Raw genomic sequence first — 12,543 nt, forward strand, 5'->3', positions numbered from 1 at the left:
TGACCCGACCCGCCTCCGTCTCCGCTGCTTTTGGGCAAGACTGCACAGTATGTTCCGCTTCGTTCTGCGGCGTCTGCTCCAGATGGTCCTGGCCTTCTTCGGGACCACCCTGATCGTGTACGCCCTGATGTTCGCCGGCCAGGGCGACCCGATCCAGGCACTGGCCGGGGAACGGCCGGTGACCCCGGCGCAGCGGGCGTACCTGACGGAGAAGTTCCACCTCGACCGCACCGGCGTCGGCGGCTTCCTCTACCGCTACCTCGACTACCTCAAGAACCTGCTCCAGGGTGACCTCGGGCAGTCGCTGACCGGCCGCTCGATCGGGGACATCCTCGCCGCCGCCTGGCCGGTCACCGTCAAGCTGGCGCTGATCGCGATGGCCGTGACGATCCTGTTCGGGGTCACCGCCGGGGTGCTCGCCGGCATCCGCCGGGCCAGCCTGTTCGACAACGCCACCCTGGTGCTGACCCTGCTGGTGCTGGGCATCCCCACCATCGTGCTGGCCCCGCTCGCCCAGTACCTGCTCGGCGTCCGCTGGCCGATCTTCCCCCCGACCGCCGGCGCCGACCCCGACCTGTGGGCCCTGCTGCTGCCCGGCATCGTGCTCGGCTCGCTGTCGCTGGCCACCGCGCTGCGGCTGACCCGTACCTCGGTCGCCGAGAACCTGCGCGCCGACTACGTGCGTACCGCCCGGTCGAAGGGGCTGGCCCGGCGGCGGATCATCGGTGTGCACGTGCTGCGCAACTCGCTCATCCCCGTGATCACCTTCCTCGGCGTCGAACTGGGCAACCTGATGAGCGGCGCGATCATCACCGAGGGCGTGTTCAACATCCCGGGGGTCGGCTTCAACCTGTTCCGGGGCATCCGCACCGAGGACGGCCCGCTGGTGGTGGGCATCGTCAGCGTCCTCGTCGTGGTCTACCTCGTCGCCAACCTGGTGGTGGACGTCCTGTACGCCGTCCTCGACCCGAGGATCCGCTATGAGTGAGCACAACGAGGTGCCGGCATGAGCGACTTCGAGACGGTGGCGGCGACGGAGGACCAGGCCGCCCGGCGCGGGGTCTCCGGCGAGCCCGGCACACCCGACCGGGTGGGCGTACCGCAGAAGCCCCGCAGCCTGGCCGGGGACGCCTGGCGCGACCTGCGCCGCAAGCCGGTCTTCTGGATCAGCCTGGTGCTGGTCGTGCTGGTCGCCGCGATGGCCGCCGTGCCGTCGCTGTTCACCGCGAACGACCCGCGCGACTGCGTGCTGTCCCGCCAGCACGCCGGGGCGTCCGGTGGGGCCATCTTCGGGTACGACTTCCAGGGCTGCGACACGTACGCCCGTGCCGTCTACGGGGCCCGCGCCTCGCTGCTGGTCGGCGCGCTGTCCGCCCTGCTCACCGGGGCGATCGCGCTGGTCGTCGGGATGGTGGCCGGTTACTTCGGCCGCTGGGTCGACGCGGTGCTCTCCCGGGTGATCGACATCGTGCTCGGCATCCCGCTGCTGCTGGCCGCGATCGTGCTGCTCAAGCGGGTCAGCACCAGCAGCGACACGGTCCGGCTGTTCGCGGTGATCTTCGTGCTGGCGGTGCTCGGCTGGACCACCGCCGCCCGGGTGGTCCGCTCCTCGGTGATCACCGCCAAGGAGCAGGACTACGTCGCCGCCGCCCGGATGCTCGGCGCGGGCCACGGCCGGATCATGTGGCGGCACATCCTGCCCAACGCGCTCGCCCCGGCGATCGTGGTGCTGACCATCGCGCTCGGCTCGTTCATCGCCGCCGAGGCGACCCTGAGCTTCCTCGGCATCGGCCTGAAGGCACCCACCATCTCCTGGGGCATCGAGATCGACGCCGGCCGGGTGCACATGCGCGAGTCGGCGACGCCGCTGGTCGTCCCGTCCGCCTTCCTCGCGCTGACCGTGCTCGCCTTCATCATGCTCGGCGACGCGATCCGCGACGCCTTCGACCCGAAGCTGCGGTGAGGCCGATGTCCACCCCGGGCGCGAGCGAGAGGCAGATCCGGTGACCGAGTCCACATCCCGGCCCACGCCGGCCTCACCCACCCCGCCCGGCGGGCACCTGCTGGACGTCCGCGACCTGCACGTCGAGTTCCGCACCGGCGAGGGGGTGGCCAAGGTGATCAACGGGGTCTCCTACCACCTGGACCCCGGCGAGACGCTCGCCGTGCTCGGCGAGTCCGGCTCCGGCAAGTCGGTCACCGCCCAGGCGGTGATGGGCATCCTGGACAGCCCGCCGGCGGTGATCCGTTCCGGCCAGATCCGCTACCGGGGCCGCGACCTGCTCACCCTGCCCGAGGAGCAGCGCCGGCAGGTGCGCGGCAAGGAGATCGCGATGATCTTCCAGGACGCCCTGTCGGCGTTGAACCCGGTCTTCCCGGTCGGCTGGCAGATCGGCGAGACGCTGCGGCACCGCGACGGGATGTCCCGCGCCGACGCCCGGCGGCGGACCGTCGAGCTGATGGACCTGGTGCGCATCCCGGGGGCGGCCGGGCGGCTCGGCGACCACCCGCACCAGTTCTCCGGCGGCATGCGGCAACGCGTCATGATCGCCATGGCGCTGGCGCTGGACCCGAAGGTGCTGATCGCCGACGAACCGACCACCGCCCTCGACGTCACCGTGCAGGCCCAGATCATGGACCTGCTGGCCGACCTGCGTCGCGACCTCGACATGGCGATGATCCTGATCACCCACGACCTGGGGGTGGTGGCCGGCGTCGCGGACCGGATCGCCGTGATGTACGCCGGCCGGATCGTCGAGCACGCCGACGTCCGCCCGCTGTACCGGGCGCCCGCCCACCCGTACACCAAGGGGTTGCTGGCCTCGATTCCCCGGCTGGACGTGCGCGGCCGGGAACTGTCCACCATCCGGGGCCTGCCGCCGAACCTGATGCGCATCCCGGGCGGCTGCCCGTTCCACCCCCGCTGCCCGTACGTGCGGCAGGTGTGCGTGGACGTGGTGCCCGACGACCTGGTCCTCGCCGACGGCCGGACCAGCGCGTGCCACTTCGCCCAGGAGGTCCACGATGACCGCGACCGCTGACCCGGCCAAGGTCCGGGGCGAGACCATCCTCACGGTCGACGACCTGGTCAAACACTTCCCGATCACCCGGGGGGTGCTCTTCCGCCGGCAGGTCGGCGCGGTCCGGGCCGTCGACGGGGTCAGCTTCACCCTGCGCCGGGGCGAGACGCTCGGCATCGTCGGCGAGTCCGGCTGCGGCAAGTCGACCCTCGCCCGGGTGCTGATGCGGCTGGAGACGCCGACCTCCGGCCGGGCCACCCTGGACGGCCGGGACCTGCTCACCGCCGCCGGGGGCGAACTGCGCCGGCTGCGGCGCAACATGCAGATGGTGATGCAGGACCCGTACACCTCGCTGAACCCCCGGATGACGGTCGGCGACATCATCGGGGAGCCGTTCGACATCCACCCGGACGCGGCACCCAGGGGCAGCAAACGCGGCCGGGTGCAGGAGCTGCTGGACGTGGTCGGGCTGAACCCGGAGCACGTCAACCGGTACCCGCACCAGTTCTCCGGCGGGCAGCGGCAGCGCATCGGCATCGCCCGGGCGCTCGCCCTGCGTCCCGAGGTGATCGTCTGCGACGAGCCGGTCTCCGCCCTGGACGTCTCGATCCAGGCCCAGGTGATCAACCTGTTGGAGCAGCTCCAGGACGAGTTCGGGCTGTCGTACGTGTTCATCGCGCACGACCTGTCGGTGGTCCGGCACATCTGCGACCGGGTCGCGGTGATGTACCTCGGCCGGATCGTGGAGATCGGCACCGAGGAGGAGATCTACGAACGGGCCACCCACCCGTACACCCAGGCGCTGCTGTCGGCGGTGCCGGTGCCCGATCCGGAGGCCCGGGGCGCGGCCGGCATCATCCGGCTCACCGGCGACGTGCCCAGCCCGGCCGACCCGCCGTCCGGCTGCCACTTCCGCACCCGCTGCTGGAAGGCCGAGGACATCTGCGCCCGGGAGGACCCGCCGACCGTCCCCCGGCCCGCCGACCCCCACCCCAGCGCCTGTCACTTCGCCGCGCTGCGCCCACCGTCCGACCCGACGGGTGAGGGCTGACCGCGTGCTCCCGCGCCGGGACGCGGGAGCACGCGGGTGGATCAGTGGAAGAAGTGCCGGGTGCCGGTCAGGTACATGGTGACGCCGGCCTGCTGGCAGGCGGCGATGGTGTCCTCGTCGCGGATCGAGCCGCCCGGCTGCACGATCGCCTTCACCCCGGCGTCGATCAGGATCTGCGCGCCGTCGGCGAACGGGAAGAAGGCGTCGGAGGCGGCGACGGAACCCCGGGCCCGCTCCGCGCCGGCCCGGCTCACCGCCAGCCGGGCCGAGTCGACCCGGTTGACCTGGCCCATCCCCACCCCGACCGACGCGCCGTCCTTCGCCAGCAGGATCGCGTTGCTCTTCACCGCGCGGACCGCCCGCCAGGCCAGCGCGAGATCCCGCAGGGTGGCCTCGTCGGCCGCCTCGCCGGTGGCGAGCTTCCAGTTGGCCGGGTCGTCGCCCTCGGCGTCGATGCGGTCCCGCTGCTGGACGAGGACCCCGCCGGTCACCTGCCGCCACTCGGCCGGCAGTGGGGCGAAGGCCGGGGCGCGCAGCAGCCGGATGTTCTTCTTGCCCTGGAGGATCTCCACCGCGCCGGGCTCGAACTCCGGTGCCACCAGCACCTCGGTGAAGATCTCCGCGACCTGCCCGGCCAGCTCCACCGAGACCGGCCGGTTGACGGCGATCACCCCGCCGAACGCGGAGACCGGGTCGCAGGCGTGCGCCTTGCGGTGGGCCTCGGCGACGTCCGCGCCGACGGCGATGCCGCACGGGTTGGCGTGCTTGATGACCGCCACCGCCGGCTGGTCGGGGAAGTCGTTCGCGGCCCGCCAGGCGGCGTCCGCGTCGACGTAGTTGTTGTAGGACATCTCCTTGCCGTGCAACTGCTCGGCCTGGGCCAGCCCCGGCGGGCTGCCCGGGTCGGCGTAGACGGCGGCGCCCTGGTGCGGGTTCTCGCCGTAGCGCAGCGTCGCCTGCCGGCGCAGCGCCAGCCCGGCGAAGTGCGGCCAGCCGTCCTCGGCCGGGGCGGCGGTGCCGGCGAACCAGTCGGCGACCGCCACGTCGTACTCGGCGATGTCGGCGAACGCGCGGGCGGCCAGCGCCCGCCGCTGGGCCAGCGTGAACCCGCCCTCGGCCAGCGCGGAGACCAGCGCCGGGTACGCGGCCGGGTCGGTCACCACGGCGACCGAGGCGTGGTTCTTGGCGGCGGCCCGGACCATCGCCGGCCCGCCGATGTCGATCTGCTCGATGCACTCGTCCGGAGACGCGCCGGAGGCGACGGTTTCCTGGAACGGGTAGAGGTTGGAGACCAGCACGTCGATGCCGGCGATGCCGTGCCCGGCGAGCTGGTCGGCGTGCGACTCCTTGCGCAGGTCGGCCAGGAGCCCGCCGTGGATCTTGGGGTGCAGGGTCTTGACCCGGCCGTCGAGGATCTCGGGGAAGCCGGTCACCTGCTCGACCGGGGTCACCGGCACACCCGCGCCGGAGATCGTCGACGCGGTGGAACCGGTCGAGACGATCTCGACCCCGGCCTCGTGCAGCGTACGGGCCAGCTCGACCAGGCCGCTCTTGTCGTAGACGCTGACCAGTGCCCGCCTGATCGGGCGGCGGGAGTCCTGCGGGGCACTCACGGAACCGTGACCTTTCTTCCGGTGATCGTCCAACCTGAACGGACCAGGCGACCGACCTGCTCGACGAGCTGGCGGCGCTCGGCTTCCTTGATGCGCTCGGTGAGCGTCTCCTCGTCGTCGTCGTCGAGGACCGGCACCGTCACCTGCGCGACGATCGGGCCGGTGTCCATCCCGGCGTCGACGAAGAAGAGGGTGGCCCCGGTGACCTTGACGCCGTAGGCGAGCGCGTCCCGGGGGCCGTGGATGCCGGGGAACGCCGGCAGCAGCGTGTTGTGCGTGTTCAGGTAGCGGTCGCCGAAGGCCGCCAGGAACTGCGGCCCGACCAGCTTCAGGAAACCCGCCGAGATCACCAGGTCGGGCCGGTGCTCGGCGACGTGCGCGGTGAGGGCCTTGTCCCAGTCGGCGCGGGTGGGGTGGTCCTTCACCCGGTCGACGAAGGTCGGCACCCCGGCGGCGGCGGCCCGGTCGAGCCCGACGATGCCGTCCCGGTCGGCGCCGACGGCCACCACCCGGGCCCCGTAGCCGGGGTCGGCGGTGGCGTCCAGCAGCGCCTGGAGGTTGCTGCCGGAGCCGGAGACGAGGACGACGAGGCGGGCGACGGACGCGGGCTCGGTCACCCGGCCACCCTAGCGGGCAGGTCGGCACGCCCATCCTGCGGGCGGCGACGTTTCGGGTGATCACGCGTGTCGCCCGGACACGGTACGCTGCCGGTCGCCCGGTGGCCGGGCCGTGCCCGCCACCGCGCCCCACAAGCCCATGATCAGGTACGCACGCCGTACCGACGTGAACGAGGAGTACTGCAGATGCAGCCCGGCTACCCCAACCCGCAGCAGCCGATCAACAACAACATGACCGCGTCGATCGTGGCCATCTTCTTCTTCTGGCCGCTGGCGATCCCGGCCATCATCAACGCCTCCAAGGTCAACCCGGCCCTGCAGCAGGGCGACTACGCGGGCGCCGAGGCCGCCGCCCGCGAGTCCAAGAAGTGGTCGAAGCTGGCCTTCATCATCGGTGGCGTGTGGCTCGTCATCGTGCTGCTGTGCTGCCTCTTCGGTGGTGTGATGGGTGCGATCGACGGCAGCAGCACCAGCAGCTACTGACGGACCACGACTGAGGAGCAGCCCAGATGCAGCCCGGAAACCCCGGCCACGACCCGTACGGCCAGCAGCCCCCGCACGATCCGTACGGGCAGCAGCCCGTCTCGGGCCAGCCGCAGGACCCGTACGCCGCGCCGCAGGCACCGTACGGGCAGCAGCCGGCGGCACCGTACGGCGAACAGCCGCCCTACGGGCAGCCCACCCATGACCCGTACGGCCCCCAGCCCACCTCGGGCCAGCCGTACGGTCAGCCCTTCCAGCCGGACCCGTACGGCCAGCCCGTCCACAAGGACCCCTACGGGCAGCAGCCGTACGCCGCGGCGGCCGGCGCCTACCCGGGGGCCGGCTACCCGGCGCCGCAGGGGCAGCAGAACACCCTCGGTCTGGTGTCGCTGATCCTCGGCATCGCGTCCATCCCGCTGCTCTGCTGCCTCTACCTGGGCATTCCGCTCGGCATCGGCGCGGCGATCACCGGCTGGCTGGGCATGCAGAAGGCGAACCAGGGTCTGGCCAGCAACGGCGGTCAGGCCAAGGCCGGCCTGATCTGCGGGGCGATCGCGGTCGGTCTCGGCATCCTGCTGCTGCTCCTCAACATCATCGGTAGTTTCACGCTGCCCACCTCGCCCTGACCCGGGTGGGCACGATCGAGGGGCGTCCCGGCACCGCCCGGGGCGTCCCTCGTCGCGCGTCCGGCGGGACCGACGACGCACCCTGCTGCCGGGTCCGGGCCACCGGCGGCCCGGCCGCTGGCGGCCGGGCGCAGCCGGACTGGCCGGCTCCCCGGGCCGCGGGCGGGCCGGGCGGTCAGTCCGGTACCGGGCGGGGCGGGCGCGTCAGTCCGGTACCGGGCGGGGTGGGCGGTCCTCGGACGACCGGGGGCGCTCCCGGGTCGGTCGGGGGCGCCCCCCGGCCGGGTCGGGCCGCTGCGAAGCCCGGCGGGGGCGGTCGGCGGCCGGCCGGGGCCGGGCCGACGACGGCCGGTCGAGCACCTTGGCGGCGACGGCCCCGAGCAGCGCGCCGACCGTGACCACCGCCGTGGCCACCATCGCCACCTGCCACGGCACCGGACCGATCTCGGCCAGCCGGCCGCCGCCGAGCGGGCCGCCGGAGGCCGCCGCGGCGAGCCCGACGACCAGGCCGACCACCGGACCGGCGAGCACGGCCGGGCCGAGCAGTGCCGGCCAGGCCGGCGGGGTCCACTCGTCGGCGTCCGGCCGGAGCAGCCGGCGGGCGAGCAGCCAGCCCGCCGTCATGCCGGCCAGCACCGGCACCGCCAGCAGCGCCGCACCGAGCCCGTCGACCGGGCCGCTGGGCAGCCCGGCGAGCAGGGGTACGGCCGGTAGCGACCCGACGGAGACCTCGCTGAGCCGGACCGCCGTGCCGGTGCCGACGGCGAACCCGGGGCCGAGCAGGTAGGCCACCGACCAGACGGTGGCGTTCGGCGCGTAGGCGAGGCTGACCAGGGTGATCCCGGCCTGCCCGGCGACCCCGGTCCGGTAGGCCCCGATCAGGTCTGCGGCGTCTCCCCCGCCGGTCGCCACCGCCAGGCCCGCCGCGCTCGCCCCGGCGGCGAGCAGCAGCAGAGCGGCGACCAGGCCGGTGCGGACGCCGTCGCGCAGCACGGGTGGCGCACGGTCGGCGAGCAGGCGGGTGACGGCGGTGGTGCGGGCCGCCCCGACCAGGGCGGCCAGCGTGCCGAACAGCAGCAGGGTCAGCCCGGACCGGACCGGGGACACCCGCAGGCCGGCGCTGTCGACCAGCAGCGCGGCCAGGACACCGAACACCGCGTACCCGGTGCCGACCGCGAGGGCGACGGTGGCCGCCTGCCGGGGTGACCGGCCGCCGCGCGCGCCGACCGCGCGGCTGGCGTGCACCCCGGCCCGGCTCAGCCGCCAGAAGGCGAACGCGCAGAGCGTCAGCGGGACGAGGCCGAGCCGGCCGGCGGTGGTCTCCAGCGGCACGCCGTGCCCGAGCAACCAGCCGGCGAGCCCGGCGCGCAGCGCACCGACCAGCGAGCCGGCGTCCTCGCTGAGCTGGGCCAGCCCGAGCACCACCGCCACCGGCAGGTAGGAGGTGACCGCCGCGCCGGCCGCGGCCACCCCGGCGGCGACGGGCAGCGGCGCCCGGGAGCGCCCGGACTGCTCCGGCCGGCGGGGTGCGGGCACCCGGGCGCCGCCGGCACGGCCGGGCGGCCTGCCGGTGCGGGCACCGCTGGGACGGCGGGGCTGATCAGGGGTGGTCGGGGACATCGGCTCTACTCTGGCATGCCGCGCCGGTGGTGGCTGCCCGTCGGGGCCGTCCGGAGGCGGCGAGTTCCGTGATCCACCGCCGTGCGGCCCCGATCCGGTCTAGCCTCGGCGCAGGGACGCAACCGAAGTCGTGGCACCGATCGCCCGGAGGAAGCCGTGAACGCTCCGTACCCACCGCCACCGGCCGCGGCCGGGCGGGACCGCACCACGCTCTGGGGGGTGCTCGGCATCGTCCTCGGCCTGATCTGCTGCGGCATCCTGGGCATCATCTTCGGTTACCTGTCGATCCGCGACGCCAAGCGGTACGGCCAGTCGCCGGTCCTCGGCTACCTGGCGATCGCGTTCGGCGTGATCAACATCATCGGCACGGCGATCTGGCGGGCCAGCGGGAACTACCCGCTCTGGAACAACTGAGGGGGCCGACCGTCTCCGGTCGACCCCCTCGGTCGGTACGTCGTTCGCCCGGTGCGGGCCCACCGGCTCAGTGGCCGGACATCAGCTCCCGCATCAGCTTGGCGGTCTCGGTCGGGGTCTTGCCGACCTTGACGCCGACCGCCTCCAGCGCCTGCTGCTTGGCCTCGGCGGTGCCCGCCGAGCCGGAGATGATCGCGCCGGCGTGCCCCATGGTCTTGCCGGGGGGCGCGGTGAAGCCGGCGATGTAGCCGACCACCGGCTTGGTGACGTTGTCCTTGATGAACTCGGCGGCCCGCTCCTCGGCGTCGCCGCCGATCTCGCCGATCATCACGATCGCGTCGGTGTCCGGGTCGGCCTCGAACGCGGCGAGCGCGTCGATGTGGGTGGTCCCGATGATCGGGTCACCGCCGATGCCGACGCAGGTGGAGAAGCCGATGTCGCGCAGCTCGTACATCATCTGGTAGGTCAGCGTGCCGCTCTTGCTGACCAGACCGATCCGGCCGGAGCCGGTGATGTCGGCCGGGATGATGCCGGCGTTGGACGCGCCCGGCGAGGCGATGCCGGGGCAGTTCGGCCCGATGATCCGGGTCTGCTCGCCCCTGGCCACGTTGTACGCCCAGAACGAGGCGGTGTCGTGCACCGGCACGCCCTCGGTGATGACCACGGCGAGCGGGATGCCCGCGTCGATCGCCTCGACCACGGCGCCCTTGGTGAACTGCGGCGGTACGAAGATCACCGTGACGTCCGCACCGGTCTCCCGCATCGCGTCCGCCACGGAGGCGAACACCGGCAGTTCGGTGCCGTCGAAGTCGACGGTGGTGCCGGCCTTGCGCGGGTTGACCCCGCCGACGACGTTGGTGCCGGCGGCGAGCATCCGCCGGGTGTGCTTGGACCCCTCGGAGCCGGTCATCCCCTGCACGATGACCTTGGATTCCTTGGTCAGCCAGATCGCCATCGTCAGACCCCCGCAGCTGCCAGCTCGGCGGCCCGCTCGGCCGCGCCGTCCATGGTGTCGACCCGCTGCACCAGCGGGTTCCCGGCGCCGTCGAGGATCGCCCGACCGGCCTCCGCGTTGTTGCCGTCGAGCCGGACCACGAGCGGCTTGGCGACCTTCTCGCCGCGCTCCTCCAGCAGGGCCAACGCCTGGATGATGCCGTTGGCGACCTCGTCGCAGGCGGTGATGCCGCCGAAGACGTTGACGAAGACGCTGCGCACCGACGGGTCGGAGAGCACGATCTCCAGGCCGTTGGCCATCACCGCGGCGCTCGCGCCGCCACCGATGTCGAGGAAGTTGGCGGGCTTGACGTTGCCGTGCCGCTCGCCGGCGTAGGCCACCACGTCGAGGGTGGACATGACCAGACCCGCGCCGTTGCCGATGATGCCGACCTCGCCGTCGAGCTTGACGTAGTTGAGGTCCTTCTCCTTGGCGGCCTGCTCCAGCGGGTCCACCGCGGCCTGGTCGACCAGGGCCTCGTGGTCCGGGTGCCGGAAGCCGGCGTTCTCGTCCAGGGTGACCTTGGCGTCGAGCAGCAGCAGCGTGCCGTCGCCCGTCTTGGCCAGCGGGTTCACCTCGACCAGGGTGGCGTCCTCGGCGACGAACGCCTTCCACAGCCCCACCGCGACCGCGACGACCTGGTCGGCGACCTCGGCCGGGAACCCGGCCGCGTCGACGATCTCCCGGGCCTTCGCCTCGTCCACGCCCTTGACCGCGTCGATCGGGGCCTTGACCACCTTGTCGGGGGTCTCGGCGGCGACCTGCTCGATGTCCATGCCGCCGGCCACGCTGGCGATGCAGAGGAAGGTGCGGTTCGCCCGGTCGAGCAGGTAGGAGAAGTAGTACTCCTCGGCCACGTCCGCGGTCACGGTGATCATGACCTTGTGGACGGTGTGCCCCTTGATGTCCATGCCGAGGATGTCGGTGGCCCTGGCCACCGTCTCGTCGGTGCCCTCGGCCAGCTTGACGCCGCCGGCCTTGCCTCGGCCGCCGACCTTCACCTGCGCCTTGACGACCACCCGGCCGCCGAGGCGTTCGGCGATCGCGCGGGCCTCCTCCGGGGTCGTGGCGACGCCGCCGGCGAGCACGGGCAAGCCGTGCCGCTCGAACAGGTCCCGCCCCTGGTACTCGTACAGGTCCACGATTGCGCGTCCCGTCCCGTCTCCGCGGCGCGCCGTCGCGCCGCCGCCAGCGTTGTGGAAACTCCGTTGACGCCTGTCATCAGTTGAAACAGGCCATTGGCCGCAGCCTAGCGAGGTGGGCACCGGCGGCAACCGAGCGGGTGCGCGGTGTGCGGTAATGCACAGCGCGCCGTCGGCGACTCGCCGGTGGCACAGATCGGTCCACAGGTTGTCCCACGTAACGCGTAACCCCACCGTACGGGCGTCGTTGAGTCTGATGTCGGAGCGCTGATCAGCGCGAAGACGGGAGCGGCCGATGCCCTGTCGGTCGAGGGGTGGCGGCGGGGCATCGTGCATAGAAGGGCCGGGCGTGTGAGGGGTGCGTCCGGCCCTTCACCCTGCCCGGATTCGGAAGAGCCCTCCCGCCTGGTGCCACCCGGGCCGCGACCCACGCCACCGCACCCCGGCGGTCGCCGGGGTCACGACACGACGAGACGGCGGCGGCCGGAAACCGGCCCACCACCGTCGGCGTACGGACGGGTGCGGCGCACCCGGGGGTCGTCAGGCGACCGGCTGGGCCACGTTGGCGCGGACCCACTCGACGATCGACTGGGTGGTCGCGCCCGGCGTGAAGATCTTCTTGACGCCGATCTCCACCAGCTCGGGGATGTCGGCGTCGGGGATGATGCCGCCACCGAAAACGACCACGTCCCGCGCGTCCCGCTCGGCGAGCAGCTCCAGCACCCGGCGGAAGAGCGTCATGTGCGCGCCGGAGAGCACCGAGAGGCCGACCGCGTCGGCGTCCTCCTGGATGGCGGTCTCGACGATCTGCTCCGGGGTCTGGTGCAGGCCGGTGTAGATGACCTCCATACCCGCGTCACGCAGGGCACGCGCCACCACCTTGGCACCCCGGTCGTGGCCGTCGAGGCCCGGCTTCGCGACGACTACCCGGATACGAGAGTTCATCAGCGCACACCCTTCACG

General features: G+C 72.9%; 12 protein-coding genes and 1 pseudogene. 7 read left to right on the top strand and 6 right to left on the bottom strand.

All coding sequences use genetic code 11. From position 1 onward, the window contains the following. The first annotated feature begins 49 nt into the window (after positions 1 to 49). The 4 genes from ACN268_RS17295 to ACN268_RS17310 are packed head-to-tail and all read left to right on the top strand — an operon-like array spanning position 50 to position 4,071. Entirely contained in the window at positions 50 to 988 is a 939-nt protein-coding gene (locus ACN268_RS17295) for an ABC transporter permease (protein ID WP_421484062.1), read from the top strand. An 18-nt stretch (positions 989 to 1,006) separates the two neighbouring features. Next, entirely contained in the window at positions 1,007 to 1,963 is a 957-nt protein-coding gene (locus ACN268_RS17300) for an ABC transporter permease (protein ID WP_088647164.1), read from the top strand. Between the two features lie 40 nt (positions 1,964 to 2,003). Beyond that, positions 2,004 to 3,041, top strand: a complete 1,038-nt coding sequence (locus tag ACN268_RS17305; protein ID WP_421484064.1) for an ABC transporter ATP-binding protein — start codon at positions 2,004 to 2,006, stop codon at positions 3,039 to 3,041. Further along, the gene (locus ACN268_RS17310) at positions 3,025 to 4,071 is read left to right on the top strand and encodes an ABC transporter ATP-binding protein (protein WP_421484066.1); all 1,047 of its coding nucleotides are present in this window, start codon (positions 3,025 to 3,027) and stop codon (positions 4,069 to 4,071) included. The genes ACN268_RS17305 and ACN268_RS17310 overlap by 17 nt, the downstream gene beginning before the upstream one ends. A gap of 41 nt (positions 4,072 to 4,112) precedes the next feature. Here the strand turns inward: ACN268_RS17310 and purH are convergent, their stop codons facing one another. Continuing rightward, positions 4,113 to 5,684, bottom strand: coding sequence for a bifunctional phosphoribosylaminoimidazolecarboxamide formyltransferase/IMP cyclohydrolase (purH, locus tag ACN268_RS17315; protein WP_421484067.1), 1,572 nt, complete (start codon positions 5,682 to 5,684; stop codon positions 4,113 to 4,115). Beyond that, positions 5,681 to 6,301 (bottom strand): phosphoribosylglycinamide formyltransferase, encoded by a 621-nt coding sequence (purN, locus tag ACN268_RS17320; protein ID WP_204924944.1) that lies wholly within the window; start codon positions 6,299 to 6,301, stop codon positions 5,681 to 5,683. Before purN ends, purH begins: the two co-directional genes overlap by 4 nt. Before the next feature lie 186 nt (positions 6,302 to 6,487). On the opposite strand from purN, the gene ACN268_RS17325 reads away from it, so the two are divergent. Then, positions 6,488 to 6,784, top strand: a complete 297-nt coding sequence (locus ACN268_RS17325) for a CD225/dispanin family protein (protein WP_088647169.1) — start codon at positions 6,488 to 6,490, stop codon at positions 6,782 to 6,784. A gap of 26 nt (positions 6,785 to 6,810) precedes the next feature. Beyond that, positions 6,811 to 7,410: a hypothetical protein gene (locus tag ACN268_RS17330; protein ID WP_421484069.1), complete on the top strand. Its 600-nt coding sequence runs from the start codon at positions 6,811 to 6,813 to the stop codon at positions 7,408 to 7,410. 345 nt (positions 7,411 to 7,755) lie between these two features. Here ACN268_RS17330 and ACN268_RS17335 read toward each other — a convergent pair. After that, positions 7,756 to 9,030, bottom strand: a pseudogene (locus ACN268_RS17335) (DUF6350 family protein); the annotation flags it as partial. Between the two features lie 156 nt (positions 9,031 to 9,186). On the opposite strand from ACN268_RS17335, the gene ACN268_RS17340 reads away from it, so the two are divergent. Further along, positions 9,187 to 9,444: a hypothetical protein gene (locus tag ACN268_RS17340; RefSeq protein WP_281894526.1), complete on the top strand. Its 258-nt coding sequence runs from the start codon at positions 9,187 to 9,189 to the stop codon at positions 9,442 to 9,444. Positions 9,445 to 9,511: 67 nt separating this feature from the next. Here the strand turns inward: ACN268_RS17340 and sucD are convergent, their stop codons facing one another. The 3 genes from sucD to ACN268_RS17355 all read right to left on the bottom strand — a co-directional run bounded on the left by sucD (position 9,512) and on the right by ACN268_RS17355 (position 12,525). Further along, positions 9,512 to 10,399, bottom strand: coding sequence for a succinate--CoA ligase subunit alpha (gene sucD / locus ACN268_RS17345; protein WP_421484070.1), 888 nt, complete (start codon positions 10,397 to 10,399; stop codon positions 9,512 to 9,514). Positions 10,400 to 10,401: 2 nt separating this feature from the next. Beyond that, positions 10,402 to 11,580 carry an ADP-forming succinate--CoA ligase subunit beta gene (sucC, locus tag ACN268_RS17350; RefSeq protein WP_204924941.1) on the bottom strand — a complete coding sequence of 393 codons (1,179 nt, stop codon included), beginning with the start codon at positions 11,578 to 11,580 and terminating at the stop codon, positions 10,402 to 10,404. Between the two features lie 540 nt (positions 11,581 to 12,120). Next, entirely contained in the window at positions 12,121 to 12,525 is a 405-nt protein-coding gene (locus ACN268_RS17355) for a cobalamin B12-binding domain-containing protein (RefSeq protein WP_088645808.1), read from the bottom strand. Between the last annotated feature and the right edge of the window lie 18 nt (positions 12,526 to 12,543).

The sequence above is a fragment of the Micromonospora sp. WMMD735 genome, assembly GCF_049178995.1.
In the GTDB taxonomy this organism is placed as follows: domain Bacteria; phylum Actinomycetota; class Actinomycetes; order Mycobacteriales; family Micromonosporaceae; genus Micromonospora; species Micromonospora wenchangensis.